The organism is Deinococcus aetherius, assembly GCF_025997855.1.
In the GTDB taxonomy this organism is placed as follows: domain Bacteria; phylum Deinococcota; class Deinococci; order Deinococcales; family Deinococcaceae; genus Deinococcus; species Deinococcus aetherius.
The window spans coordinates 1,861,524-1,887,813 of record NZ_AP026560.1 but is presented as its reverse complement, the minus strand read 5'-3'; the positions used below and the strand labels follow the sequence as shown (position 1 = coordinate 1,887,813).

Genomic DNA, 26,290 nt, shown 5'->3' with positions numbered 1-26,290 from the left:
GGAGAGGTTTCAATCCTCAGCCCACCCGAAGGCAGGCTGCAACCACGGGCGTCATCGCCGAGCGTTACCGGACCGAGCAGGTTTCAATCCTCAGCCCACCCGAAGGCAGGCTGCAACGCCCCGACGGCACCGTGGGCTGGGTGAACGCGGCGTTTCAATCCTCAGCCCACCCGAAGGCAGGCTGCAACAGGGAGCAAGACAGTAATTGCCATCCTCTTCTGGAGGTTTCAATCCTCAGCCCACCCGAAGGCAGGCTGCAACCGCCGTCGCGCGTGATGGTGTACTGATTGCTCGGTTTCAATCCTCAGCCCACCCGAAGGCAGGCTGCAACGGGGCCTCTACCTCGACGGGGCGCGGGCGGGCATCTGGACGTTTCAATCCTCAGCCCACCCGAAGGCAGGCTGCAACACTCCGCCCTGCACGCGGAGGTTGTTGCAGCGGTTGTTTCAATCCTCAGCCCACCCGAAGGCAGGCTGCAACCCGTGTTCTGGAGTTCACGGGGCAGGACGGTGTTGAGTTTCAATCCTCAGCCCACCCGAAGGCAGGCTGCAACATGATGACCGTGCGGAGTTCTCCGCCGTCCACGACGTTTCAATCCTCAGCCCACCCGAAGGCAGGCTGCAACGGGTTCTCCTGCGTGGTGGGTGCGGTGGAAGCGTCGTTTCAATCCTCAGCCCACCCGAAGGCAGGCTGCAACATGCGGCTTCCGTGATCGTGGAGAACACCACACAGTTTCAATCCTCAGCCCACCCGAAGGCAGGCTGCAACCTTTCAGCCAGCCCACCTCGGTGATGTAAGAGGGTTTCAATCCTCAGCCCACCCGAAGGCAGGCTGCAACCTGACCGGGTATCTCCACCCCGTCCTTAGCCCGACGTTTCAATCCTCAGCCCACCCGAAGGCAGGCTGCAACACCGTCCTCACCCCCCCGCAGGCCGGGCCGCCCGTTTCAATCCTCAGCCCACCCGAAGGCAGGCTGCAACCAACCGGAGGGGCTGAGCATGGACCCCGCGCGCATGTTTCAATCCTCAGCCCACCCGAAGGCAGGCTGCAACCTCCTGGGGTGGATTGAGGGTCAGCGGAGGGCCGGGTTTCAATCCTCAGCCCACCCGAAGGCAGGCTGCAACGCGAAAACCTCCAGTTCCACGCCGGGCTCCAGATCGTTTCAATCCTCAGCCCACCCGAAGGCAGGCTGCAACAGTTTGATCTCGACGGGGCCGGGGTCGGCGGCGAGTTTCAATCCTCAGCCCACCCGAAGGCAGGCTGCAACCCCGGAAGCGACGCCGGGGCCTCTCTCTGGACGTTGTTTCAATCCTCAGCCCACCCGAAGGCAGGCTGCAACGCGACTACAGGGCGGCGGCGCGCGAGGCCCGGCGAATGTTTCAATCCTCAGCCCACCCGAAGGCAGGCTGCAACTACGAACTGTGGAGGAGCAACTTTCGTCACGCGCGGTTTCAATCCTCAGCCCACCCGAAGGCAGGCTGCAACGGAGGGCTACAGCATCCCCGTCGTGCTCATCAAGGTTTCAATCCTCAGCCCACCCGAAGGCAGGCTGCAACATCAATCAGGATGTCGGTGACTACAAGCGGCAAGTGTTTCAATCCTCAGCCCACCCGAAGGCAGGCTGCAACCTCCCCGCTCTGGACGCGCTTGAGATCGGCCTTGGGGTTTCAATCCTCAGCCCACCCGAAGGCAGGCTGCAACCTCGGCGTGCAGGTTCGGGTTGTCCTGGCCGAACAGTTTCAATCCTCAGCCCACCCGAAGGCAGGCTGCAACGCGACATGCACCACCTGGCCGGTGTGGCCTGAGGTGTTTCAATCCTCAGCCCACCCGAAGGCAGGCTGCAACGCGATCACCAACCCGCAGCCCTTCACCGGGGGCAAGGTTTCAATCCTCAGCCCACCCGAAGGCAGGCTGCAACACGAGCTCCACCCGCTCGCCGTGTTGGTGCTGCACGAGTTTCAATCCTCAGCCCACCCGAAGGCAGGCTGCAACCCAAGGCCTTCCTTGACGAGCTGGACGAGAGCGGGTTTCAATCCTCAGCCCACCCGAAGGCAGGCTGCAACGTGAGCGCGCGCCCCAGACCGTACACCTCGGGCCAGTTTCAATCCTCAGCCCACCCGAAGGCAGGCTGCAACATGACGTACCCGCGAATGTTCACCCGGTCCTGCTTGTTTCAATCCTCAGCCCACCCGAAGGCAGGCTGCAACCCGGGTGAGAACTCCTCCCACGCGCGCTCGTCCAGTTTCAATCCTCAGCCCACCCGAAGGCAGGCTGCAACTGTCGTACCCCTCGGCCTTTTCCACGTTGCCCCGGTTTCAATCCTCAGCCCACCCGAAGGCAGGCTGCAACGTGTTCAAAGGGCGAGCCGTGCCGATGCCTCAGCAGTTTCAATCCTCAGCCCACCCGAAGGCAGGCTGCAACTCAATCGCCACACCGCCTCCCACATCAGCACCAGGTTTCAATCCTCAGCCCACCCGAAGGCAGGCTGCAACTAGAGTGAGGGGAGTAGTCTTATCTCAGGCAAGGGGTTTCAATCCTCAGCCCACCCGAAGGCAGGCTGCAACGCGCGTCCGGGACGCCGTTGCCGATGTGGATGAAGTTTCAATCCTCAGCCCACCCGAAGGCAGGCTGCAACCAGACCGTTGCGCTGGAAGTGTTCGGAGGCGACCGGTTTCAATCCTCAGCCCACCCGAAGGCAGGCTGCAACGGTAGTGTCGCTTTTTTCGTTCTGGCACGCAAGTTCCACGTCCCCTTGCGCGAACCTCTCTGTGACCTGTTCCTGGGTCCAGTCTTGAGGGGACAGGCTGCGCCGTTCTCGGTGTCCTGCCGCCCTATTCCCCGACGCGCGAACCCCCCGTTGTCCAGCCGTCACAGGAGGTTCGCGCACCTTACGGGGCCCGTCGTCGTGCTAAAACTTAAGGCGTACCACAAGCCGTTCGTCGTTCAGGTTCATCAAGCCTCTCTTTTTTTCACAAAGCTCGTGCGTTTTTTCACTAGCTGGGTGCGGGAGGGAGCAGGGCAGAAGGGAGACTCCCATCGAGTACGCGAATTTCGTGATCATGCTGCTTATCGCCCTGGGGATCGGCGTGCTGGCCGTGGTGGTCAGCGCCATACTGGGGCCGAAGAAGGCCAGCCGCACCAAACTCATGGCTTACGAGAGCGGCAACGACCCGGAGCACGGCGGCGTAGGCACCGGCCAACGGTTCCCGGTGCATTTCTACCTCGTCGCCATGCTGTTCATCATCTTCGATATCGAGACGGCGTTTTTCTTCCCGCTGGCAGTAGCCTACCAGAAGCTCGTGCCCTTTGCTTTTTTCGAGGCGATCACGTTCGTGGGCCTGCTGCTCGTCGGGTACTACTACATCCTCAAGAAGGGGGTGCTGGAGTGGGCATGAGGGAATGTCGAGAAGTCGAGGGGTCGGGAGGTCGAGGGGGTCCGGTCAAGCCCCTCGACTCCTTGACCTCTCGACTCCAGACCGAGTTGCACAGCCGGAAAGCAGAGGTGTCAACATGGCCCTGAAAGAACTCTTCAACCGCGATTGGCAGGAACTCGAATCGGAGGGCGTCCTCTTTTCGAGCCTGGAAAAGCTCGTCGCCTGGGGGCGCAGCAACAGCCTGTGGCCCGCGACCTTCGGCCTGGCGTGCTGCGCCATCGAGATGATGAGCAGCACGGACGGGCGCAACGACCTCGCGCGCTTCGGCTCGGAGGTCTTCCGCGCGAGCCCACGGCAGGCGGACGTGATGATCGTCGCCGGGCGGCTGAGCAAGAAGATGGCCCCGATCATGCGCCGGGTCTACGACCAGATGCCCGATCCCAAGTGGGTGATCAGCATGGGCGCCTGTGCCTCCTCGGGCGGCATGTTCAACAACTACGCCATCGTGCAGAACGTGGACCATGTGGTGCCCGTGGACATCTACGTGCCCGGCTGCCCGCCCCGCCCCGAGGCGCTGATCTACGCCGTCATGCAACTTCAGAAGAAGGTGCGCGGCGAGGCGTTCGACGAACTCGGCACCCAGCTCCCGATGGTGGAGGCGTGGACGCGATGACGAGCCAGGAGACACACATCGTCGTCACGACCGGGGGAGTTCAGAGCAACACCCGTGACGTGACCTCCCTCATCGCCGAACTCGGGCTGACCGAGGACGAGGCCGCCGAACCCACTGCCGTCGTTCCCCACGAGCGGCTGCGGGAAGTGGCGTACGCCCTCAAGCAGCGCGGCTTCATGTTGATGGATACGGTGGGCATCGACTACAGCGCCTACCCCGAGCGCCGCCCCGCCCGCTTCGCCGTGCTGCACAACGTCTACCACCCGGAGGACCACCGCCGCCTCTTCCTGCGCGTGTGGGTGGACGAGGGGGAGCCCGTGGACAGCCTCTACCCCGTCTGGAAGGCCGCGAACTACCTGGAGCGCGAGGTCTATGACCTGATGGGCGTGGAGTTCGTGGACCACCCCGACCTGCGCAAGGTGCTCACGCCGGATGACCTCGAAGGGCATCCTCTCCGCAAGGACTTCCCCATCGGTGAGACACCCACGATGTTCCGGGAAGGCCGCTTCCTCGATCCCGGCGCCTTCCGCGCGGGCCTGACGGGGCGTGAGGCGGGGCTCAGCAAGTACCGGGGCGAGCTGCGGCGCGGCCAGGGCGAGGACCGTCTGCCGCCCGTCATGCCGGATGGAGGGCCGAAATGACCATCAAGGACCGTGACGTGAACTCCGGCACCCTCCCCCGCACCCAGATGACGCAGGGGCACCAGGAATCCACGGGCGCGGAGCGGCTGGAAGGGCAGACGGGCGCGCTGCTGCACACGCAGGTCATGAGCCTGAACGTGGGGCCGCAGCACCCCTCCACGCACGGGGTGCTGCGCCTCGTGGTGGACATGGACGGTGAGTACGTGGTCAAGGTCACGCCGCACATGGGCTACCTGCACACCGGCTTCGAGAAGACCTTCGAGCACCGCACCTACCAGCAGGGCGTGACCTACGCGCCGCGCACCGACTACCTCCACTGCTTCGGCCACGAACTTGCCTACGTGCTGAGCGCCGAGAAGCTCCTCCAGGCCGAGGTTCCCGAGCGGGCGACCACCGTGCGCGTGATCCTGCACGAGCTGGGGCGCATCCACTCGCACCTCGTCTTCGTGGGGACGGGGCTGCTCGACCTCGGCGCGCTGACGCCCTTCTTCTACGCCTTCCGCGAGAAGGAGGCGCTGGTCGATCTGTTCGAGGCCGCGACCGGCTACCGCATGAACCAGGGGTACTTCCGGGTGGGCGGCCTGAGCCGCGACATCCCCGAGGACTGGCCCGCTCAGGTCGCCAAATTCATCGACGGCTTCGAGCGCGGCGTGGACGAGTACGAGACGCTGTTCGCCCAGAACCCCATCTTCCTCGACCGGGCGAAGGGCGTGGGCGTCATCCCGCGCGACGTGGCGATTGACCTGGGGCTGACCGGGCCGAACCTGCGGGCAAGCGGCGTGGCCCTCGACCACCGCAAGGCGAACCCCTACTGCGGCTACGAGACCTATGATTTCGACGTGCCCGTCAGCCAGGCGGGGGACAGCCTCGCCCGCTTCCAACTGCGGCTGATGGAGTTCCGCGAGAGCGCGAAGATCGTGCGGCAGGCCCTGAAACGCCTTACCCCCGGCCCCGTCAAGGACCCTAACCGCAAGATCAGCCTTCCGCCCCGGCACGAGCTGGAGACGAGCATGGAGGCGGTCATCCACCACTTCAAGCTCGTGACCGAGGGTTTCCACCCCCCGGTCGGCGAGGTGTACGTGCCCACCGAGTCCGCGCGCGGCGAGGTCGGCTACTACATCGTCTCGGACGGCGGCTCGATGCCCTACCGGGTGAAGATTCGCGCGCCGAGCTTCGTGAACCTCCAGGCCCTCGAATACGCCTGCGTGGGCGGCCAGTTCGCCGACCTCATCACCATCCTGGCGACGATTGACCCGGTGCTGGGGGATGTGGACAGGTGAGCCTCTTCAATGGCGCAGGTTCAGGCGTGGTGAGTGACTTTCGGAGCGCAGCGTGATGGCCGTGGCGACTACTCAGCCCCGGCAGGAGAAACGCTTGCGCGGTCTGCTTCCTGATCTCTTCTTGGGGGGCGTGCCCGGGGTGGTGCTTCTCCTTTATTCCATTGCGGTCGTGGTCGGCAGCTTCGCGGTGCTGAAAGAAGCGTCGTTCGACGGCATGGGCCTGAGTGCGCTGATGTTCTTGCTCGGAACGCTGGGCGTATTCGCCTGCCTCTCGCTCCTCGCCGTGCTGCTGCGGTTTGCTCGGGGAACGCAGGCATCGCTCAAGCCCCGAATGGCCGCTTCCCTGCGCTGGGGTTTGGTGACGGGCATAATCCTGACCGCTGCTGTGATCTTCCTGCTCGTGTTTGACCTCTTCCAAAGGGGAACAGGTGTGGACGGCACCACGGGGCTGATCTGCGCGTTGGTTCTGGCTCCCGCCATGGTTGCGGCCAAGTACATCCGGTTACTTCAAAAGGTTGGAGGCTAGGCTTGTCCTACTTCACAGACAAACAATCCCTCGTGGCCGACATCTTCAGCCGCTACCCGGCCTCCCCACAGGGCCGACGCTCGGCGCTGATGCCGTTGCTGCGCGAGGTGCAGAACGCCTTCGGGTACGTGTCGGAGACGCACATGGCGGAGATTGCCGCGCTATGCGGCACGACGGCGACCGAGGTGCGGAGCGTGATGAGCTTCTATTCGACGTACCACACGGTGCCGACCGGCAAGTACCACCTTCAGGTCTGCTCGACGCTGATGTGCGCGCTGGCGGGAAGCGACGAGCTGTGGGACCACCTCGTCTCCACGCTGGACGTGCAGCCGGGCGAGGTCACAGGTGACGGGCGCTTTAGCGTGCAGAAGGTCGAGTGCCTGGGAAGCTGCGGCACCGCGCCCGTCGTGCAGATCGGCGACGAGGGCTACTACGAGAACGTGACCCGCTCCAAATGCGACCGCCTCATTAAAGCGATGCGCGCCGACACGCCGCCCCCGCCCGACAACCCCGTGCCCGTCACCGTGCGGGAGGACGGGCGGCAGATGACGGCGAAGGGCGAGCGCGTCGGGGCCAGCATCCACGACCTCGCCCCACTAGGAGGTGAAGCATGACGATTGCCGAACCCGCCCCCAAACCCATCACCAGCGGCAAGGACCCCCGCTTTGCCCCCACCCTCTACGCGCACGTCGGGCAACAGGGAAGCTGGACGCTCGACTACTACCGGCAGCACGGGGGGTACGAGGCGGTCAAACGCGCCTTCGCCATGGGCCCCGACGCCGTGATCGACGAGGTGAAGAAGTCCGGCCTGCGCGGGCGCGGCGGGGCAGGCTTCGCCACCGGCCTCAAGTGGTCCTTCATGCCCCTCAAGGACGGCAAGCCGCACTACATAATCTGCAACGCGGACGAGTCCGAGCCGGGGAGCTTCAAGGACCGCTACCTGCTGTCGGAGGACCCGCACCAGCTCGTAGAGGGAATGCTGATCGCCGGGTACGCCATGCGTGCTTCCATCGGCTACATCTACATTCGCGGCGAGTACGTCCACGCCGCCGAGCGCGTTCTGGCCGCTATCGAGGAAGCACGGGCAGCGGGACTCCTCGGCAAGAACGTCCTGGGCAGCGGCTTCGACTTCGACCTGCAACTGCACCGGGGGGCCGGGGCGTACATCTGCGGCGAGGAGACGGCCCTGATGAACTCGCTGGAGGGCCTGCGCGCCAACCCGCGCCTCAAGCCGCCCTTTCCCGCCGCCGCCGGGCTGTACGGTCTGCCGACGACCATCAACAACGTCGAGACCTTCTGCGCGGCCACCCAGATTCTCAAGTACGGCGCCGACTGGCACGCGGGCATGGGCACCGAGAAGTCCAAGGGCATGAAGCTCTTCCAGATCAGCGGCCCCGTCGCCCGGCCCGGCGTGTACGAGTTGCCGCTGGGGACCACCTTCCGCGAGCTGATCTACGACTGGGCGGGCGGCCCCCTGGAGGAGATGAAGGCGATCATCCCCGGCGGCTCCTCCTGCCCGATGCTGCCGTGGGACGACAAGACGCTCGACACGCCGATGGACTACGAGAGCGTGGCCGCCGCCGGGTCCATGCTCGGCACGGGCGGCGCGACCCTAATCCCGAAGGCCGACTGCATCGTCAACGTCACGTGGAACCTCGTGCGCTTCTACGCCCACGAGTCCTGCGGCAAATGCACCCCCTGCCGCGAGGGCATCTCGGGCTGGATGGTCCGCATGTACGAGAAGCAGGTGCGCGGGCGCGGCACGCCGAACGACGTGCAACTCATCCTCGACATGAGCGACAACATCGGCGGTCGGAGCTTCTGCGCCCTCGCCGACGCCTGCCTGGGTCCAGTCCTGAGTTCGATCAAGCTCTTCCGCGAGGAGTACGACGTGCTGGCGCAGACCGGGCAGCCGATGTACGCGCCCCGCAGAAGGTGGAAGGACTGATGAGGCGGAGGGCAGATTTCCGTACCCGCAGCAAGGAGCAAGCATGAAAGTCGTTGTAGACGGCCACGAACTCGACCTTCCAGCAGGCACCAGCGCCATCGACGCGGTGTTCGCCGCCGAGCGGGACGTGCCGTATTTCTGCGCGCAGCCGTACCTCTCGCCCGTGGGGGCGTGCCGGATGTGCCTGATCGAGTCGGGCTCGCCTCGCAAGAACCCGGACGGGACGTTCGTGATGGAGGGCGAGGGAGACGCGGCCAAACCCAAAATCTTCTGGTTCCCCAAGCCGATGGCTGCCTGCACGATGCAGGCCACGGAGGGAATGCACATCCGCACGGCGGCCACCTCCGAGGTGGTGGCGAAGTCGCAGGCGGGAATGATGGAGTTCACCCTGCTCAACCACCCGCTCGACTGCCCGACCTGCGACAAGGGCGGTGCCTGTGAATTGCAGGACCGCGCCTTCGAGTACGGCTACGGGGCCAGCCGCTTCGGCTTCGACCGCCGCCACGCGGACAAGCACTATCCGCTGTCGGACTTCGTGATCCTCGACCAGGAGCGGTGCATCCACTGCAAACGCTGCGTGCGCTACTTCGAGGAGGTGCCGGGCCAGGAAGTCCTCGACTTCATCGAGCGCGGCGGGCACACCTTCATCGACACGGAGGAGGGCGGGCTGCCGGTCGGCTTCCAGGGCAACATCACCGACATCTGCCCGGTGGGCGCACTCCTCGACAACGTGGCCCGCTTCCGGGGCCGTAACTGGGAGTACGACCACAACCCGACGACCTGCACCCTCTGCCCGGTGGGCTGCTCGATCACCGTGGACGCGCGCAACGGGCGGCTGGAGCGCATCGTGGCGGGCGAGAACCGCGAGGTGAACGAGGCGTGGATCTGTGACGCGGGCCGCTTCGGGCACGGCTTCGCGTCGGAGGGGAGGCTGACCCAGCCCCTCGTCCGCGTGAACGGCGAACTGCGCGAGGCGACCTGGGACGATGCCATCGCCGCCATGCGTCAGGGGTTGGCTTACACGAACCCCGCCGACCTCGGCCTGTACCTGGGCTCGGACAGCACGCTGGAAGAGGGCGTGTCGCTCGAAGCCTTTGCCGGGCTGATAGACACCCGATCCGTGGACCACTGGCCCCGCTACCCGGTGAGCGTGAACGCCCCCGCCGCGACGATGACGGACGTGGGCACCGCCGATGCCATCGTGGTGCTCGGTGCCGACCTGGGTGAGGAAGCCCCGGTACTCGAACTGCGCGTGCTGGAGGCGTTGCGCGGCGGCATCATCCCGCCCGAGTTCCCGCACGGCACCGCCATTGCAGATTTGCGGCTGGTGGAGCGCCCGACCCGCAAGCCTGAGAAATTGGCCGTGATCGGGCCGGACTCGCGCCTCGCCAAGCACGCAGGAATCCGGGTGACGGTGGAGCGGGCAAGTGGGGGAGACCTGCTGGGCGCCCTTCTGAACCCCAGGACCGACGAGGCGCGGGCGGTGTTGAAGCTCCTCACCGAGGCCAAGCAGCCCGTCGTCATCCTCGGCGCGGACGTGCTCAACAATCCCTCCGGTGCCTTCGCCACCCAGATCAGCGACCTCGCCATGCGGACGGGGGCGAAGGTGCTGGCGATTCCCGCCGGGCCGAACAGCAAGGGGCTCTCGCACCTGGGGCTCGTGCCCCGCATGGGCGGGCTCGGGTACGCGCGGCTCTCCGACGCTCCCGCCGCCTTCATCTCCCGCCTTGACCCGGGCCGGAGGGCGCGCGGCTTCACGGTCGTCCACGACACGCACCTGACCGACACGGCGCGGCTCGCCGACGTGGTGCTCCCCGCCGTCACGAACTACGAGAAGCGCGGGACGACCGTGAACCTCGAAGGCCGCCTCCTCCCCCTGCGGCAGTCGGCGCTGAACGCGGGCGAGGCTGCCGACCTGACTCGCACTCTCGCCGCATTAGCGGAGGCGCTGGGTGTCCGTACCAAGGTGCGCGGTTTGAAGTCGGCTCAAGCCCTCCTGCGTGACCGCCTCGGCGTGAACGTGGAGAACCTGCCCGAGAGCGGCGTCATCCAGTCCCTCGGCCAGCGTCACGAGGCGCCCACCAGCCTCCGTCACACGCCGAACCTGTGGACGGAGCGCATGGTCCCCAAACCTAACCCCAGCTCTGACCCGAGGCACCTGACCATCGACCCGCGCCTCGAACTCCCGATGGCCGCCCAGCCGGGAGGGGATGACTGATGCCCGACTGGCTCGTTCAACTGCTCATCACGCTTGTCAAAGGTCTGGCCCTCGCCTTTGCCCTGCTGACCACCTTCGCGTACATGACCCTCGTGGAGCGGCGTCTCCTCGCGCGGATGCAGATTCGCCTGGGGCCGAACCGGGTGGGGCCGATGGGTTTGCTCCAGCCCCTCGCCGACGCGATCAAGAGCATCTTCAAGGAGGACGTGAACGTCACGCTGGCGGACAAGCTGGTGTACACGCTCGCGCCCATCGTCGCCATCGGCATGGCGCTGACGGCCTTCGGGGGGATTCCCGGGGGCCCGCCGGGCAGCCTGTTCGGGGCGAATCCCTGGGTCTACAACCTCGACGCCGGAATCCTCGCGCTGCTGGCGATCACGAGCATGGGCGTGTACGGCATCTTCCTGGGCGGCTGGGCGTCGGGCTCCAAGTACCCGATCCTGGGCGGCCTGCGGTCGAGCGCGCAGATGATCTCCTACGAACTCGGCATGGGCCTGAGCATCCTGGGCCTGCTGATGCTCGTTGGAAGTACGTCCTTCCTCGGCATCGTGGGGTGGCAGGCGGCGAACGGGTGGATGATCCTCTTCCAGTCGCTCGCCTTCGCCCTCTTCCTGATCAGCTCCTTCGCGGAGACGAACCGCACACCCTTCGACCTGCCGGAGGCCGAGCAGGAGATCGTGGCGGGGTATCTGACCGAGTACAGCGCGATCAAGTGGGCCCTTTTCCAGATGGCCGAGTACGTCAACATGATCACGGCGTCGGCGATCATGGCGACTCTCTTCTTCGGGGGTTACCGGGGGCCGGGGTTCCTGAACGGCATTATCCCCGGCATCGCGGACTGGCCGATTCTATGGCTCGTCGTCAAGATCGCCTTTTTCCTCTTCCTCTTCATCTGGGTGCGCGCCACGCTGCCCCGCTTGCGCTACGACCAACTGATGCGCTTCGGTTGGAAGCTGCTCCTGCCCCTCGCCCTCGCCAACACGGTAATGACGGCGGCGTACCTGGCTTTCGCACGCGGCACGGGCCTGTGGCTCCTCGGCCTGCTCAGCCTCGCCGGGCTGGTGTTGCTGCTGGTGATGAGCGACCGGGTGCGGGTGCTGTGGAACACGCCGACGGTCCGGCGCGAGGGCGACGCTCTCCCCAACACCCGACCCATCGGGGGCGACTGATGCAGGTTCTCCCACACCCTCAGAAAGGAACTACATATGGGCGTTCTTGAAATCGCCAAGGGCATGGGCGTCACGCTCGGGAAGCTCTTTCAGAAGCCGGTGACGGTCAGTTACCCCGAGCAGCGCGCGACCCTCCAGCCCCGCTTTCGCGGGCGGCACGTCCTGACGCGGCACCCGGGCACAGGATTGGAGAAGTGCATCGGCTGTTCTCTCTGCGCCGCCGCCTGCCCCGCCTACGCGATCTATGTGGAGGCCGCTGAGAACGACCCTCTCGACCCCACCAGCCCCGGGGAGCGGTACGCCAAGGTCTACGAGATCAACATGCTGCGCTGCATCTTCTGCGGGATGTGCGAGGAAGCGTGTCCGACGGGCGCGGTGGTTCTGGGCAACGAATTCGAGATGGCGGATTACCGCTACCGCGACCTCGTGTACGGCAAGGAGGACATGCTCGTGGGCGTGGACGGCTCACTGCCGCAGAGGCGGGAGGCGGCGCGCACGGGCAGGCCGGTTCGCCTGGGCTTCCAGGTGCCGCAGGGCGCCCGTCCGGAACTGGAGGGGGTGGAGTACCCGCGATGAGGCCGAGATTTCTGAGGAACTTCGCTTTCTTCCACAAACCACAGGCCACGGGCCACACGCGAGGCCATCCATGATCGCCTTCATGCTTCTCGGCGCCCTGGCCCTCGTCGGCGCCATCATCACCGTGGCGGCGAGGAACGCGGTTCACGCCTCGCTGGGGCTGGTGGGCACCCTGCTCTGTGTGGCGGGGCTCTTTGCCAGCCTGAATGCGTCCTTCCTGGCGGCGACGCAGGTGATCGTGTACGCGGGCGCGGTCATGGTGCTGTTCCTGTTCGTGATCATGCTGCTCAACGCGAACCAGCCCATCACAGGGCGTGACCCGGTGCCGTTCGTGCGGGAACTCGCGGGGATCGGCGGCGTGATCCTGGCGGGGGCCCTGGCGGTGCTCGCCTTTACCTACCGTGATCCCCGGCCTCTGGCGGAGGGCGCCCAGGCACTGCGCGGCGGCGGGGCCGGGCCGGTCGGCGAGGTGCTGCTCACCCGTTTCCTGCTGCCCTTCGAGGCGGTCAGCATCCTGCTCCTCGTGGCGATTGTGGGCGCCGTGGCCCTCGTACAGCGGCCCGTGCCGCAGCCGGACGGGGTGCCGGACAAGGAGCGCGTGGTGTTGCCCGGCCCGACCGAGCCCCTGGTCGAGGCGAGGGAGCCGGTCGTCCTGTCGTCGGAGAGGGGGAGGGTCTGATGGCCCCGACCGGGTATTACGTCGCCCTCTCCGGGCTGCTCTTCGCCATCGGCATGATCGGGGTGCTGACCCGCCGCACGGCGATCATGATCTTCCTGAGCGTCGAGCTGATGCTGAACGCGGCGAACCTCGCCCTGGTGGCCTTCGCCCGGTCGTGGGGGGACCTGACCGGGCAGACGGCGGTGTTCATCGTGATGACGCTCGCCGCCGCCGAGGTCGCCATCGGGCTCGCCATCATCGTCGCCATCTTCCGCAAGCGCGAAACCACCAACGTGGACGCGCTCGCCGGTCTGAAAGGCTGAGTCGGAAGCGTGCCCCTGTATCTGCTGCCGCTGTTTCCCCTGCTGGGTTTTGCGCTGCTGATTCTGTTGCCCCGCCTCTTCCCCGGCAAGGCGGCGGGGTGGCTCGCCTCGGGCGCGGTGCTGGCGAGTTTCGTCGTGGCCGCCTTGCGGTATCTGGGTCAGGGAGACGAGCCCACCCGCGAGGTGCTGTGGACCTGGCTGCCGAACATGGCGCTGAACGCGAACCTGTCGGTCGGCTTCTGGTTCGACCAGCTCTCCGCCGTGATGGCCCTGATCATCACCGGGGTCGGCTTCCTGATCCACGTCTACTCGATCAGCTACATGGGCCACGACCGCCAGTTCACGCGCTTTTTCGCGTTCCTGAATTTCTTCGTGGCGATGATGCTGATCCTCGTCCTCGCCGATTCCTACCCCCTGATGTTCGTGGGCTGGGAGGGCGTGGGGATGGCCTCGTACCTTCTGATCGGCTTCTGGTACTCGGGCCGCGACTCGGAGGCGGAAGGCCGTGAGCTGCGCGAGGCCAGCGACCGCGAAGGGCTCGCCAACTCCAACGCCGCCCGCAAGGCGTTCATCATGAACCGCATCGGCGACGTGGGGTTCATGCTGGGGATGTTCCTGATCTATAAGCTCTACGGCACCCTCGTCATCCCCGAACTGGCCGAGAGGTCGGAGAGCGTGCGGGTGGCGGTGTCCGGCATCGAACTCGCCTGCCTGCTCCTGCTCGTCGGCGCGGTGGGCAAGAGCGGCCAGCTCCCGCTCACGACCTGGCTGCCGGACGCGATGGCGGGCCCCACGCCGGTCTCGGCGCTCATTCACGCGGCCACGATGGTCACGGCGGGCGTGTACCTGATCGCGCGCAGCCACTTCCTGTACGACCTCGCGCCCGTCGCCTCGACGTGGGTGGCCTGGGTCGGGGGACTCACGGCCCTGTACGGGGCGCTCTCGGCCCTCAACCAGCACGACATCAAGAAAATCCTCGCGTACTCCACCGTCTCGCAGCTCGGCTACATGTTCCTGGCGGTCGGCCTGCACGCCTACTCGGCGGGGGTGTTCCACCTGCTGACCCACGCTTTCTTCAAGGCGCTGCTGTTCCTCTCGGCGGGCGCAGTCATTCACGCGCTGCACGAGGAGCAGGACGTGAGGGCGATGGGCGGGCTGCACCGCTTCATGCCCTTCACGCACGTCATGTCGCTCGTCGGCGTGCTCGCCATCGCGGGTATCCCGATCTGGAGCGGCTTTTTCTCCAAGGACGCCATTCTGGCCGCCGCCTTCGAGGCCAGCCCGGGGCTGTACGTGATTGGCCTGGGCGTGGCGCTGCTGACGGCCTTCTACATGGGCCGCTGGTACTTCCTGGTGTGGCGCGGCTCGTACCGGGGCCACGTCGCGCACCCGCACGAGGCCGACGGGCTGATGAAGGTGCCGCTGGGTATTCTCGCCGCCTTCGCCACGCTCGCCGGGTTCCTGAACATCCCGACCTTCCTGGGCGGCGGGCACGCCTTCGACGACTATCTGGGCCGGGCGATTCCCGTCGAGGTGCACGAGATCCCCGCCTCGACCGAGTGGCTCCTGACCATCCTGGCCGTCGCCGCCGGGGTGGGCGGCCTGCTGTGGGCGCTCGCCGAACACCGCCGCCGCAGCCTCGCCAACGGGCCGCTCGGGCAGGTCAGCGCCAACGCCCTGTACCTCGACCGGGTGTACGACGGCCTGTTTAACGCCCCTGGCCGGGCCATCGCGGAGGGGCTGGACGTGGTGGACCGGGGGGTGGACGTGACGTTCGGTGGGATCGCCCGCAACAGCGCCGCGCCGGGCGGCCTCTTTACCCGCTGGCAGAGCGGTTTCGTGCGCGCTTACGCCGTCTCCATGCTGCTCGGGACCGCGCTGATCCTGGGGTACTGGGCGCTGAGGACGATTGGGGGCGGGGCGTGAGGAACTTGTATTTTTGCTCCTCCCTCCCTGTGGGGGAGGTTGGGACTTGTAAAGCTCCGCAGGAGAGGGGGGAAACGCAAGCGGCCGGGCAGCGCCAGTGGAGGAACGCTGGTACGAATAGCCCGTTGAGCTTCCTGGGTGGCCCCCCCTCCCCACCCCTCCCCCACAAGGGGGGAGGGAGCCTTAAGCCCGCCCTTCACCCCTTGCGAGGCTTCCAATGATCCACCTGATGATTTTTCTGCCCCTGCTGGGCAGCCTCCTGCTGTTCGCCGTGCCGCCGCGCTGGCGGGAGGAGGTCGCAGGCTTTTTCGCGGCGCTCACGCTCGGTATTGGACTGCTGATCTGGCGGGGGGGCGGCTCGGAATTGTTCAGCGTGGGGTGGGTCCCGGCGCTCGGGATCACGTACTCGGTGGCGCTCGACGGGGTGAGCCTGGCGCTCGCGCTGGTCACGGCCTTCATGTCTCTGGTGGCGGTGCTGTACGCGGCGCGGCGGGTGAGCAACCCGGGCACGATGCTCTCCCTGGTGCTGGCGATGGAGACGGGGCTGATCGGCATCTTCGCGGCCCGCGACCTCGTGCTGTTCTACGTCTTCTTCGAGGATGCGCTGCTCCCCGCCCTGCTGATGCTGGCGATCTACGGCAAGCCGAACCGGATGCGGGCGCTCGTGAAGTTCGCGGCGTACACACTCTTCGGCAGCCTGCTGATGCTCCTCTCGATCATCGGGGTGAAGTATTACGGCGGGAGCCCGACTTTCGCGCTGGCGGACCTCGTACGAAACCCGGTGACGGGAACGGCGCAGACGTGGCTCTACCTGGGCTTCCTGGCGGCGATGGCGGTGAAGCTGCCCCTGTGGCCGATGCACGCCTGGCTCCCGGACTTCCACGAGCAGAACCACGACAGCGGCGTGCCGGACGTGATGGGGACGCTGTACAAGGTGGGCGGGTACGGCATTTTCCGCTTCGGAGTGACCTTGTTCCCGGACGCCTCCGAAGCCTTGCGCCCGGTCCTGATGGGGCTCGCCGCCTTCACCGCCCTGTACGCGGCGTGGATCGCCTTCCGGCAGACCGACTGGAAGCGGCTGCTCGCCTACGCGGGCCTCTCGCACATGGGCTTCGTGGGGCTCGGCGTGTTCAGCCTGAACGAGACGGCCACCATCGGGGCGATGTACCTGCTCGCCTTTCAGAACGTGTACACCGGGGCGCTGTTTCTGTCGGTGGGAATGCTCCAGGAGCGGATCGGGAGCCTGCACACCCGCGTCGGCGGCGTGATGACGCAGGCGGGGGCGCTGGGCGGGCTCTCGATGGCGCTGTGGTTCGCCTCCATCGCGGTGCCGGGGCTGGCGGGGTTCATCGGGGAATTCAGCGTGCTCCTGGGAGCCTATCAGGTGCAGCCGTGGATCACCGCCGTGGCGACGCTCTCGGCCATCGCCGCCGCCACGTACGCGCTGACGGCCTTCCAGACGACCTTCTGGCAGGGGCGCCCGCTCGGCTCGGTGCGGGTGTGGGACGTGCGCGGGACCGAGTGGCTGGTGCTGGGGTTGCCGCTCGCGGTGGCGATCTTCTTCGGGGTGTATTCAGCGCCCGCGCTCAACCTCATTCAACCCGCCGTGCGCGGGGTGCTCGCCACCCTGGGGGGCCAGTAGATGCTGCAAGTTCCTGAGGTGGCCCTCGCGCCGATGCTGCCCATATTGATCGTGCTCGCGGGGGCGCTGGCGAGCACGGTGCTGGGCTTTTCCCTGCCGCGCCGGGCGCTGACGATCATCAACCTCGTCATGCTGGTCCTCAGCGGCGTGAGCATGGTGACCCTGTGGAACAGCGGGGCGAGGGCCTTCGGCGGCTCTCTCCAGGCCGACAACGCCGCCCTGCTGCTGGGCCTGACGATCCTGATCGGCAGCGCGATGACCCTGCTCGTGAGCCTGGACACGGCCTACCGCGCCCGGGTGAGCTTCCCCGAGTTCGACGCGATGCTGATGTACTCGGTGACGGGCACCCTGATCATCGCCTTCTCCGGCGACCTGATCACCATGCTGATCGGGCTGGAGATCATGAGCCTGAGCAGCTATGTCCTCGCCACCCTGCAAGACTCGCGCCGGGCGGAGGAGTCGGGCCTGAAGTACTTCCTGCTGGGCGCGGTGGGGAGCGCCATCCTGATCTACGGGATCGCCCTCGTGTACGGCGGGGCGGGCAGCCTGAATTACGCGGCCATCGCGGCGCAGACGGCGACCCTGACGCCGGGCAACGTCGGCATCCTCGTCGGCGGGGCGCTGCTGCTGCTCGCGGGCTTCGGGTTCAAGGTCGCGCTCGCGCCGTTCCACCAGTGGACGCCCGACGTGTACACAGGCGCCCCCACGAGCGTGAGTCTCTTCCTCAGCACGGTGGTCAAGGTCGCGGCCTTCGCGGGGATGCTGCGCGTCTTCAGCGGGGCCCTCGCCGCCGCGCCGGGCTGGGCGTCCACCCTGCAAGTCCTGATTGCCGTCACCCTGGTCGTCGGGAACGCCGCCGCGCTCTTCCAGCCCAACTTCAAGCGGATGCTCGCGTACTCGGCGGTCGCGCACACGGGCTTCCTGGCCCTGGGGCTGCTCGGCACGCCGGAGGTGGGGGGCGCCGCGCTCGGCTACTACCTCCTGATCTACACCCTGATGACCGCCGCCGCCCTCGCCGTCGTGGCCGCGCTGCAACGGAGCGAGGAGGGCATGACGATCAACGACCTGCGCGGGCTGTACTACCGCCACCCGGCGTACGCGGTCGCCCTCGCCGTGTGTCTGGCCTCGCTGGCGGGGCTGCCCCCTTTCGCGGGCTTCTTCGGCAAGTACCTCGTCTTCCAGGCGGCCTTCCAGAACGGGTACGTGTGGCTCTCGGTCCTCGCGGCCCTCGCCAGCGTCGCCGCCCTGGTGTACTACCTGCGCCCCGCGATGCTGATGTTCATGCCCGACCGCACTCCGGCCCGCGAGTACCCGCACGGCGAGCGCACGCCGACCACCCTCACCGTCGCGCTCGGCGTCGTGGGTGTGACCGTGCTCGGCATCCTGCCCAACCTGTGGTACGGGTGGGTGGCGAATCCGGGCGTATGGGGGGCTCTGGCGGGGAGGTAGGGGAGCCGTCAGCCCTCAGCGGTCAGCCGTCAGCGAGATGCTGGCGGCTTTTCTTCTGTTCTCTTGCTGACTGTTGAAAGCTGACGGCTGACCGCTTCCCTACTCCCTCTGCTCCCGCCGGTACTTCATCCGGTAGCGGCTGCGGCTGGCGGCCTCAATGAGTTCCTCGGGGGAGCGGACCTCGGAGTCGGTGGTGGCGGCGCCGAAGCTGACGCTGAGCGGCACGTCGCGGTAGGTGAGGGCGTCGAGGGCCCCGCGCATGGAGGCACTGATGCGGGCGAGGTCGTGCTTGTCGGTGTTGTCGAGGAGAACCGCGAACTCGTCCGGGCCCCAGCGGAAGATCACGTCGCCCCGGCGCTTGTGCGAGCCGATGCGGCCCGCGAGGTCGCGCAGCACCTCGTCCCCGGCGGCGCGGCCGTAGACCTCGTTCACCTTGCGAAAGCCGCTGAGGTCCACGAGGAGGAGTCCCAGCGGCCTCCCCTCGCGGCCCGGCCAGCGGTGCTCGACGGCGCGGGTAAACGCCAGGCGGTTGCCCAGCCCGGTGAGGGGATCGCGCGTGCCGAGGTTGCGCAGGTTCCACCAGCGTTCCAGGGCGACGAGGGCGCTGCCCAGGATGGCCGCGACCGACACGGTGACGCCGGGAAAGAGCACGTTCACGAGCCACAGCGGCACTGCCAGCCCCAGCGTGACGAGCGCGATCCCGAAGCCCCACAGCCCCCGCGCGAGCACGGCGCCCACGGCGGCGGCCACGCACAGCAGGGCGGTCAGCCAGATCGGCAGCCAGACGAAGGGGGGCCCGAGCAGGCTCGACACCGCCCGCGCCTGGAGAAGGACGCCGGGCACCGCCTGCCCGCTCACGTCGCTCAGGCTCGGGCCGACCAGACCGGAGGCGGTCAGGCCGATCAGGACCACCTTGCCTTGCAGGTCCGCGAAGCGCACGTTGCCGTTCACCACGTCTCGGAAGGGGAGAACCGGCAGGCCGCCGGACTCGGCCTTGACGGCGCGCAGCGGGCGGGGTCTTTCGTCGAGCGGCGCGGGCTCGCCCGCCGCCACCGCCACCTGCCGTGCGAAGCTCGGCTCCAGCCGCCCGTTCCCGGTCGCGTAGGCGGTCTGGAAGGAGCGCACCACCCCGCCCGGCCCGAGATTCAGGGCGCTCACGCCGGTGGGGGCGGTCCACCCGGGGGGCACCTCGTTCGCCTCGCCGGGCGCGGTGGCGAGCACCACGTTGGGCCGCGAGAAGGTCCCCGCGAGCACCGGGCCCGAGTTCCCCACGCCCTCCAGCAGCACGTCGAGGCCGACGGCCCGCGCCCCCGCCTCGTCGAGGGTCCGCAGCGCCTCCGCGTACAGCTCGGGCGGCCAGCCGGGGAGCCGTCCGTAGTCGCGCAGCGAGGCGTCGTCGATGCCGACCACGACCACCCGGGGGTCGGGGGGGGAGGGCAGCGCCCGGTTCACGGCGTCCCACAGCCGCTCGTTCGTGGGCAGCAGCAGGGCGAGGCTCAGCCCCAGCACGGCGGCGGCCGGAACGGTGTAGCGCGCCAGCGAACGCTCAGGGGAGGTCGGCATAGCTCTCGTTTCCCGCCTCGTCCCGCACCGTCACGCGCAGGGGCGTTCCCGGGGCCGGGGCGGGCAGCAGCAGCCGGAAGTCGCCCGAGACCTGCCGGGTGAAGGTGGAGTCTCCCCCCCGCGCCGTCAGCGTCACCCGCCCCGCGCCCCCGTCCCGGGCCGTCCCCGTCAGGGTGAGCACGTTGCCTGCCCTCACGGCGCGCAGGGCACTCAGATTGGGGGGCGTGCGGTCGATCACGACGGTCTGCCAGCGGGTCGCCGCCTGGCCCGCCCGCTCGGCGCTCACCCGCACGGTGTAGGTGCCCTCCGGCAGGGGGGGGGTGAGCCGCCCCATCCGGAAGCGGTCGCCCTGGCGGGTCAGGGTGACCCGGCGGCCCGCGACGGTGGCCGTCACCCGGGCGTCGGGCAGGCTGCGCGCCGAGAGGCTGAGTTCCCGCAGGGGCCCGGGGGGCGGGTCGAGTTGCAGGGTGAGGGAGCGGGAGGCGGGGACGGTTCCCGCCAGGCTCCCCGGCGCGGGCTCCCCGGCGGGCGCCGCCTCGTCCCCCCCCAGCATCTTGACCCGCCCGCCCGCGTCCACCCGGAACTCCGCCCCCCGGGCGGCGGTGCTCACGACCGGAGTGCGAAGCTGGAGACCCCCCGGAGCACTCGGCCCCCCCGGCACCACGTTCCAGGCGCTCCCACGCGTGAGTTGCAGGGTGACCTCGCGGCCGGGCCCCGCCCCCTCCGCCCCGATGGCGCTCAGCTCGCTGTGGGACTGAAGCCGCAGGTAGCCCCCGCCCCCCGTGAAGCCCACCTCCGCCCACGAGCCCTCCCCGGTGGCGAGGCGCTCGCCGGGGTCGAGGGTCTCGCCCCGGTCGGCGGAGCGGCTCTCGGCGCCGCGCACCACCCGCACGGTCCCCCGGGTGGCCTGCACGGTCGCGTCGCCCGTCCCGGTGAACTGGGCGGCGTACCACGGGTCGTCCTCGCGGAAGGGGGTGACCGCCCCCGAGGCCAGGTCGAGCCCCTGCCCGGCGTTCACGGTGACGACGCGCCCGGGGAGCGCCACTCGCACGCTCCCCGCGATCACGGCGACGCGGCGGGTGATGTTCCCACGCAGGTCCACCCGCGCCCGGCCGGGGCGGTCCATCACCGCGTGGAGGCCCCGCACGTGGACGGCGACCGGGCCGTCGAGCAGGAAATTCCCCTCCTGGAGGTTGGCCTCCTGCCCGATCACGCCCAGCCGCGAGGCGCTCGCCAGCAGGACGCTGCCCGTGACCTGCCCCCCGGAGCCCGTGACCCGCGCCCGCCCGGTGCCCACCCGCAGGCCGAACGGCACAGCGGGGGTGCCGCTCGCCGCCCGCCACACGTTGCCCGGCCCCAGCACCTCGGCGCGGCCCGAGAGGTACTGCACCCGCAGCGGCGCCCCCGCCGGGGAGGCGGCCTGGGCCAGTCCTCCAACCAGGAGTCCCTGGGCGAAGAGGGCGCCGAGGCCCGTCCAGGCGGCGGTTCTTCTCACGCCCCCCAGTCTAAAGGGAAACTAAACAAACGAGAAGAAGCACGTATACTGCCCCGCGTGCTCGTCGCCGCCGTGGACGCCACCAAGGAATACGGACCGCTGACCGTGCTGTCGGGGGTGAATTTCGCCGTCCAGCCGCAGAGCCGCGTGGGGCTGGTGGGCCGCAACGGGGCCGGAAAAAGCACCCTGCTGAGGCTGCTCACAGGCGAGACCCCCCCCGACGGGGGTACGGTCAGGCGGGCCCCCGGCGTACGGGTGCGCGCCCTGCGGCAAGACCCCACCTTCCCGCCAGGGGCGACGGTGGAGGCGGTGCTGGAGGCCGCCTTCCACGACCTCGACGCGCTGGAGGCCGAGCTGGAGCGGGCCGCCGGGGCGATGGCCGACGGCACGCCCGAGAGCGTCCTGCGCCACGAGGCGGTACTCGAACACTACGCCCGCCGGGGCGGCTTCGAGCGCCGCAGCCGCCGCGAGGCCGTGACCCTCGCCTTCGGCTTCCGGGGACGGGAGGGGGAACCCGTGAGCGGCCTCTCCGGCGGGGAGCGCACCCGTCTCGGCCTCGCCGCCCTCCTCGTCGAGAACCCGGATGTGCTGCTGCTGGACGAGCCCACCAATCACCTCGACATCGTGATGGTCGAGTGGCTGGAGGGCTTTCTCGCCCGCTACCCCGGGGCGGTCCTCGCCATCAGCCACGACCGCGCCTTCCTCGACGCGGTGACGCGGGAGACGGCGTACCTGCGGGGCGGGGGCCTCAAGGTCTACCCCGGCAATTACTCCACCTTCCGTGAGACCCTGGCCGCCGACCTGGAGCGGCAGGCGGCGCAGGCCGCGCAGGACGCCAAACAGATCGCCTCCCTCCAGGCGAGCGCCGACCGCATGAAGGTCTGGGGCCTGGGGATGAGCAAGCTCGCCCGCCGCGCCAAGGCGATGCAGGCCCGCGTGGACCGGATGCAGGCCCGCGCGACGAGTGCCCCGCCCCCCGAGGAGCGCACCACCCGCATCACCTTCCACGCGCCCGAGAGCGGCGACGTGGTGCTCGACGCCCGCCATGTCACCCGCCGCGTCGGGGGCCGGACCCTCTTCGCGGACGTGAATGTCCAACTGCGCCGGGGGGACCGGGTGGCGATCATCGGGCGCAACGGGGCGGGGAAGACGACCCTGCTGCGCGCCCTGCTGGGCCTGGACCCGTCCGACGACCCCCGCGCCCGGGTGATGACGGGTGCACGCGTCTCGGTCGGCTATTACGACCAGGCGCTGCGCGGCGTGGACCCCTCGCAGACCCTCTACGACGTGGCGCGCGAGTACGTCCAGAAGGACCCCGAGGCCCACGACCTCCTCGGCACCTTCATGTTCCCCTACGAACAGCACGACAAACCGGCGTCCATCCTCTCGGGTGGCGAGCGGGCCCGCCTGGCGCTGCTCAAGCTCGCGCAGGAGGACCACAACCTCCTCGTGCTCGACGAGCCCACCAACCACCTCGACATGGAGATGGTCGAGGCGCTGGAGGAGGCCCTGGACGCCTATACGGGCACCCTGGTCATGGTGAGCCACGACCGTGCCTTTATCGAGGGGCTGGCCGACCGCATCTGGCTGATCGAGGACGGGGTGTTCTACGAGTATCCCGGCTGGGCCGACTACAAGGCCAAACACCGCCCGGCGCAGACCGCAGAGGCCAAGCCCGAGCCCAGGGCTGCTCCCGCCGCCCCCAAGGGCAAGGGCCTGTGGCACCTCAAGCGCGAGGTGGAGGCCATCGAGGCCGAGATCGCCCGGCTGGAGGCCGAGTTGATGGACGCCCAGGCCGCGCTCGCCTCCGCCCCGCCGGGCGCCGACTTCGCCACGCTGGGGAGGGCCGCGCACGACCTCGAAGTGCAATTGGAGGCGAAGATGGAGGCCTGGGGCGAGAAACAGGCGGAGGTGGAGGCGCGGGGGGGATGAAGCGCAAGGGGAACGATTACGTAGCTTGGTTTGGATCGGGCTCGCAACGGTTGGTCGAGGTTCCAGGTGGGGTGATCGTGGACTATAGCCCCGGACAGGGAGCCACACCGCTGGATATTCTGCTGTTCGGGCAGACCGTCCGCGTGTTGGACAGCGGCTACCGCTGGGTGGACTTCATCCCCGCGTCGGGTCACCACGCCCTCAAGGTGCAAATGGATGCTCGGGGGACGCCCGTCCAACTGTATGTGGACATCTTTCGGGAATCCGGTTTGGACACGGCAGGTGTGCCGTGGATCAATGACCTGTACCTGGATGTGGTCGCCCTCTGTACGGTGGAGCTAGACGGGACGTGGCGGGTGCACAGGGCAGAAATCATCGATGTAGACGAGTTGGAAGAAGCTCTACACCGAGGGCTGATCACCGCCGAGGAAGCCACTCTCGCCTAGGCGCAGGCCCACTCCGCCCAATCGCAATTGACCACCCAGGCGTTTGGGCTGCTGGACGTGATTCGCCGTTACGTCACCTCTCCTCCTGCTTAGTACTACAGCCGCAGTTAAGGAGCGGTAGACTTAGCGATGCCGCGTTCCAGCGCACCTCCTCGTCCGCACCAATGGTCGGCAGACCTCGGCACGCTCCACCAACGGATCGCCCCTCGGTTTGCCCGCAGTGAACAGCGTCAGCGTGCCCTGGCCTACGTACAGGCCCTCCTGAGTCCCGTCGAACGCAAGAACGGCTGGCAAGTGGCCGAGCGGATCGGTGAACACACCCCGGATGGGGTGCAACGCTTACTGTCTACCGCGCAGTGGGACGCGCAGGTCGTGCGTGACGACCTGCGCGAGTACGTGCTGGATCATCTCCAAACGCCTGAGGCGATCCTCGTCCTCGATGAGACCGGCTTCCTCAAAAAAGGCACCAAATCCGTCGGGGTTCAACGGCAGTACAGCGGGACCGCTGGTCGAATCGAGAATTGCCAGATCGGCGTTTTCCTGGCCTACGCGACGCCGAATGGCACGGCCCTGATCGACCGGGAACTCTTTTTGCCCAAGACCTGGATCGACGACCCTGCCCGTCGGACCGCGGCCAACATTCCCGACAGCATCACTGCGGCCACCAAACCACAACTTGCGCTCGCCATGCTCCGGCGAGCGTTCGACGGCGGCGTTCACGCCGCCTGGGTGACGGGCGATGCGGTGTACTCGGCCTACAACGTTCGAGACGTTCTCGAACAGCGACAGCAGCCCTACGTCCTGGAAGTTGCTGCCAACTTCCACGTGTGGGTTTGGCAGCAGGGCGGTCCGGCACAACTTCATGTGGCCGATCTTGCTGGGCAGTTTGAGCCGCACCAGTGGCAGACCTTGAGTGCGGGCTCAGGCAGTAAGGGCGAGCGGCTGTTCGACTGGGCATGGGTGAGTGTGACCGAGTTGATGGGTCCCGCCGTGGCGGCGGGACTCGGGCCGATCCTGCCCGCCGGGTTCCAGCGTTGGGTCCTGGCTCGTCGTTCGCTCAAGGACCCGACCGACCTCGCCTACTACATCTCGTTCGCTCCGTCGAGCACGACCTTGGCAGAGGTCGTGCGAGCTGCTGGATCACGTTGGGCTATTGAGGTCGCGTTCGAGATGGCCAAGGGTGAGGTGGGCCTCGATCAGTACGAGGTCCGCTCGTGGGTGGGCTGGTATCGGCACATCACCTTGGCCATGCTGGCCCACGCCTTCCTGACCGTGGTCGCTGCCCGCGAGAAAAAGGGGGGTCGGCGACCGACCAAGACCTCATCCCGCTAACCGTGCCCGAAGTGCGCCGCCTCTTGCTCTTGGTCTTGCCGCAGAACAAGTCAAAAGCGCTGGTGTGGAGGTGGTCCTGGTGGCGCCGACTTCACCAAGCACGAGCCCGGCAAAGCCACAGGCGCCGCCAACAACGCTGGCTCTCCTCCCGCTAACTGCGGCTGTAGTATTAGAGCCTATCTGGGAAGTGTGTGGGGGTGGGCGACGGGAGCCAGTTTGCGCCAGATGATGGGGCAGGCGGCCAGTTGGACAAAGCCGAGGTAGAGGTCCTGGCGCTTCTCCCAGCGAGTCTGTAAGCGACGAAAACGGTTCAACCAAGCATGACTCACTTCCACCACCCAGCGTCGAGGAGGATGACGCGCCGGGTCTCCCGGCGCAGGAAGGGGCCGTTCTTGACTGGCTCTGGGCGGAATGTGCGCGATCAAGCCCGCTTGGACGACGAGTTCACGGCAAGCCGGCGTGTCATAGCCACGGTCGAGGACCAGATGGCGCTGTTCCTGCTCCCGTGGAGCAGGAACAGGAATGACGACCGCTTGCAACACGTCGGCGAGCTTCATGCTGTCGTGCCGATTGGCCCCGCACAGCACCACGGCCAGGGGGATGCCCTGGGCATCGGTCAGGAGCGTTCGTTTGCAGCCAGCTTTGCCTCGGTCAGTGGGGTTGCTGCCGGTCGCCTGCGGCGCTCCGGTGGCCCCCTTTTTCCCAGCGGCGCTTTGACGATGCTGCCGTCGGCGGCCTGCCACTCCCACTCGATCCCCAGTTCCTGGCCGTACTCCCCCAGGAGTACGGCCCACGCCCGCTGCAAACAGCCGTGCTCGACCCAGGCGGTGAAGCGCTCGTGCACCGTGGACTTGGGCGCGTAGTGGCGCGGAATCTGCTGCCATTGACTGCCCGTGCGGGCCAGCCAGATCAGGGCGTTAAAGATGGCCCGGTCGTCCCGTGGGGGACGACCTTGCTTCTTCCTCGGCTTGTCGATCACCAGTAAAGGCGCCAGCCGCGCCCACAGTTCGTCCGGCACTTCCCACAGGGTCTTCTGGTCGTCTATCTGCTCTTGGTGCGGTTGCGTCGTCGTCAAGACCCCACCCTACTACACTTCCCGGATAGGCTCTTAATCCTCCA

20 protein-coding genes, 1 pseudogene and 1 CRISPR repeat array (1 of these 22 running past the window's edge) are annotated in these 26,290 nt (G+C 67.7%); of the genes and pseudogenes, 18 read left to right on the top strand and 3 right to left on the bottom strand.

The genetic code is table 11. The features are described from left to right. Positions 1-2,707: a CRISPR direct-repeat array (repeat unit 37 nt; unit sequence GTTTCAATCCTCAGCCCACCCGAAGGCAGGCTGCAAC) (it extends 1,490 nt beyond the left edge of the window). 352 nt (positions 2,708-3,059) lie between these two features. The 15 genes from DAETH_RS09440 (at position 3,060) to DAETH_RS09370 (ending at position 18,403) form a co-directional block, all read left to right on the top strand. Next, positions 3,060-3,395: an NADH-quinone oxidoreductase subunit A gene (locus DAETH_RS09440; protein ID WP_264777422.1), complete on the top strand. Its 336-nt coding sequence runs from the start codon at positions 3,060-3,062 to the stop codon at positions 3,393-3,395. A 115-nt stretch (positions 3,396-3,510) separates the two neighbouring features. Continuing rightward, positions 3,511-4,047, top strand: a complete 537-nt coding sequence (locus tag DAETH_RS09435) for a NuoB/complex I 20 kDa subunit family protein (protein WP_264774646.1) — start codon at positions 3,511-3,513, stop codon at positions 4,045-4,047. Then, positions 4,044-4,688, top strand: coding sequence for an NADH-quinone oxidoreductase subunit C (locus tag DAETH_RS09430; RefSeq protein ID WP_264777421.1), 645 nt, complete (start codon positions 4,044-4,046; stop codon positions 4,686-4,688). Before DAETH_RS09435 ends, DAETH_RS09430 begins: the two co-directional genes overlap by 4 nt. Before the next feature lie 47 nt (positions 4,689-4,735). Beyond that, entirely contained in the window at positions 4,736-5,968 is a 1,233-nt protein-coding gene (nuoD, locus tag DAETH_RS09425; protein ID WP_264777420.1) for an NADH dehydrogenase (quinone) subunit D, read from the top strand. Between the two features lie 94 nt (positions 5,969-6,062). Continuing rightward, positions 6,063-6,494, top strand: a complete 432-nt coding sequence (locus tag DAETH_RS09420; RefSeq protein ID WP_264774645.1) for a hypothetical protein — start codon at positions 6,063-6,065, stop codon at positions 6,492-6,494. A 2-nt stretch (positions 6,495-6,496) separates the two neighbouring features. Further along, complete coding sequence (gene nuoE, locus DAETH_RS09415; RefSeq protein ID WP_264774644.1) at positions 6,497-7,108, top strand: NADH-quinone oxidoreductase subunit NuoE; 612 nt, start codon at positions 6,497-6,499, stop codon at positions 7,106-7,108. Then, a complete protein-coding gene (gene nuoF / locus DAETH_RS09410) occupies positions 7,105-8,442 on the top strand; it encodes an NADH-quinone oxidoreductase subunit NuoF (protein WP_264774643.1) in 1,338 nt (445 codons plus the stop codon). Before nuoE ends, nuoF begins: the two co-directional genes overlap by 4 nt. A 43-nt stretch (positions 8,443-8,485) precedes the next feature. Then, positions 8,486-10,660, top strand: a complete 2,175-nt coding sequence (gene nuoG / locus DAETH_RS09405; RefSeq protein ID WP_264774642.1) for an NADH-quinone oxidoreductase subunit NuoG — start codon at positions 8,486-8,488, stop codon at positions 10,658-10,660. Beyond that, positions 10,660-11,829 carry an NADH-quinone oxidoreductase subunit NuoH gene (nuoH, locus tag DAETH_RS09400; protein WP_264774641.1) on the top strand — a complete coding sequence of 390 codons (1,170 nt, stop codon included), beginning with the start codon at positions 10,660-10,662 and terminating at the stop codon, positions 11,827-11,829. The genes nuoG and nuoH overlap by 1 nt, the downstream gene beginning before the upstream one ends. A gap of 36 nt (positions 11,830-11,865) precedes the next feature. Next, entirely contained in the window at positions 11,866-12,405 is a 540-nt protein-coding gene (gene nuoI, locus DAETH_RS09395; RefSeq protein WP_264774640.1) for an NADH-quinone oxidoreductase subunit NuoI, read from the top strand. A 70-nt stretch (positions 12,406-12,475) separates the two neighbouring features. Beyond that, on the top strand, positions 12,476-13,084 hold the full coding sequence (locus DAETH_RS09390; protein WP_264774639.1) for an NADH-quinone oxidoreductase subunit J family protein: 609 nt from the start codon (positions 12,476-12,478) through the stop codon (positions 13,082-13,084). Beyond that, the gene (gene nuoK / locus DAETH_RS09385) at positions 13,084-13,386 is read left to right on the top strand and encodes an NADH-quinone oxidoreductase subunit NuoK (protein ID WP_264774638.1); all 303 of its coding nucleotides are present in this window, start codon (positions 13,084-13,086) and stop codon (positions 13,384-13,386) included. The genes DAETH_RS09390 and nuoK overlap by 1 nt, the downstream gene beginning before the upstream one ends. 9 nt (positions 13,387-13,395) lie before the next feature. Further along, entirely contained in the window at positions 13,396-15,312 is a 1,917-nt protein-coding gene (nuoL, locus tag DAETH_RS09380; protein ID WP_264774637.1) for an NADH-quinone oxidoreductase subunit L, read from the top strand. A gap of 217 nt (positions 15,313-15,529) precedes the next feature. Beyond that, complete coding sequence (locus tag DAETH_RS09375; RefSeq protein ID WP_264774636.1) at positions 15,530-16,954, top strand: NADH-quinone oxidoreductase subunit M; 1,425 nt, start codon at positions 15,530-15,532, stop codon at positions 16,952-16,954. Next, complete coding sequence (locus DAETH_RS09370) at positions 16,955-18,403, top strand: NADH-quinone oxidoreductase subunit N (protein ID WP_264774635.1); 1,449 nt, start codon at positions 16,955-16,957, stop codon at positions 18,401-18,403. 99 nt (positions 18,404-18,502) lie between these two features. Here DAETH_RS09370 and DAETH_RS09365 read toward each other — a convergent pair whose 3' ends face one another. Beyond that, the gene (locus DAETH_RS09365) at positions 18,503-19,966 is read right to left on the bottom strand and encodes a sensor domain-containing diguanylate cyclase (RefSeq protein ID WP_264774634.1); all 1,464 of its coding nucleotides are present in this window, start codon (positions 19,964-19,966) and stop codon (positions 18,503-18,505) included. Beyond that, positions 19,950-21,461 carry a FecR family protein gene (locus tag DAETH_RS09360; RefSeq protein WP_264774633.1) on the bottom strand — a complete coding sequence of 504 codons (1,512 nt, stop codon included), beginning with the start codon at positions 21,459-21,461 and terminating at the stop codon, positions 19,950-19,952. The genes DAETH_RS09365 and DAETH_RS09360 overlap by 17 nt, the downstream gene beginning before the upstream one ends. A 57-nt stretch (positions 21,462-21,518) precedes the next feature. Between DAETH_RS09360 and abc-f the strand changes: the two genes are divergently transcribed. The 3 genes from abc-f to DAETH_RS09345 all read left to right on the top strand — a co-directional run bounded on the left by abc-f (position 21,519) and on the right by DAETH_RS09345 (position 25,171). Next, complete coding sequence (gene abc-f / locus DAETH_RS09355) at positions 21,519-23,393, top strand: ribosomal protection-like ABC-F family protein (RefSeq protein WP_264774632.1); 1,875 nt, start codon at positions 21,519-21,521, stop codon at positions 23,391-23,393. A 77-nt stretch (positions 23,394-23,470) separates the two neighbouring features. After that, positions 23,471-23,839: a DUF402 domain-containing protein gene (locus tag DAETH_RS09350; RefSeq protein ID WP_264774631.1), complete on the top strand. Its 369-nt coding sequence runs from the start codon at positions 23,471-23,473 to the stop codon at positions 23,837-23,839. Between the two features lie 129 nt (positions 23,840-23,968). Continuing rightward, entirely contained in the window at positions 23,969-25,171 is a 1,203-nt protein-coding gene (locus tag DAETH_RS09345; protein ID WP_264774630.1) for an IS701 family transposase, read from the top strand. Between the two features lie 176 nt (positions 25,172-25,347). Here the strand turns inward: DAETH_RS09345 and DAETH_RS09340 are convergent. Continuing rightward, positions 25,348-26,216: pseudogene (locus DAETH_RS09340) on the bottom strand (IS5 family transposase). Positions 26,217-26,290 lie beyond the last annotated feature (74 nt).

Bases quoted from the DNA above. Each gene is read 5' to 3' on its own strand.
- DAETH_RS09365 (WP_264774634.1), bottom strand. From the start codon at position 19,966: ATGCCGACCTCCCCTGAGCGTTCGCTGGCGCGCTACACCGTTCCGGCC.
- nuoF (WP_264774643.1), top strand. From the start codon at position 7,105: ATGACGATTGCCGAACCCGCCCCCAAACCCATCACCAGCGGCAAGGAC.
- nuoH (WP_264774641.1), top strand. From the start codon at position 10,660: ATGCCCGACTGGCTCGTTCAACTGCTCATCACGCTTGTCAAAGGTCTG.
- DAETH_RS09345 (WP_264774630.1), top strand. From the start codon at position 23,969: ATGCCGCGTTCCAGCGCACCTCCTCGTCCGCACCAATGGTCGGCAGAC.
- DAETH_RS09375 (WP_264774636.1), top strand. From the start codon at position 15,530: ATGATCCACCTGATGATTTTTCTGCCCCTGCTGGGCAGCCTCCTGCTG.
- nuoG (WP_264774642.1), top strand. From the start codon at position 8,486: ATGAAAGTCGTTGTAGACGGCCACGAACTCGACCTTCCAGCAGGCACC.
- DAETH_RS09440 (WP_264777422.1), top strand. From the start codon at position 3,060: ATGCTGCTTATCGCCCTGGGGATCGGCGTGCTGGCCGTGGTGGTCAGC.
- nuoD (WP_264777420.1), top strand. From the start codon at position 4,736: ATGACGCAGGGGCACCAGGAATCCACGGGCGCGGAGCGGCTGGAAGGG.
- nuoI (WP_264774640.1), top strand. From the start codon at position 11,866: ATGGGCGTTCTTGAAATCGCCAAGGGCATGGGCGTCACGCTCGGGAAG.
- nuoK (WP_264774638.1), top strand. From the start codon at position 13,084: ATGGCCCCGACCGGGTATTACGTCGCCCTCTCCGGGCTGCTCTTCGCC.
- DAETH_RS09430 (WP_264777421.1), top strand. From the start codon at position 4,044: ATGACGAGCCAGGAGACACACATCGTCGTCACGACCGGGGGAGTTCAG.
- DAETH_RS09390 (WP_264774639.1), top strand. From the start codon at position 12,476: ATGATCGCCTTCATGCTTCTCGGCGCCCTGGCCCTCGTCGGCGCCATC.
- DAETH_RS09370 (WP_264774635.1), top strand. From the start codon at position 16,955: ATGCTGCAAGTTCCTGAGGTGGCCCTCGCGCCGATGCTGCCCATATTG.
- DAETH_RS09435 (WP_264774646.1), top strand. From the start codon at position 3,511: ATGGCCCTGAAAGAACTCTTCAACCGCGATTGGCAGGAACTCGAATCG.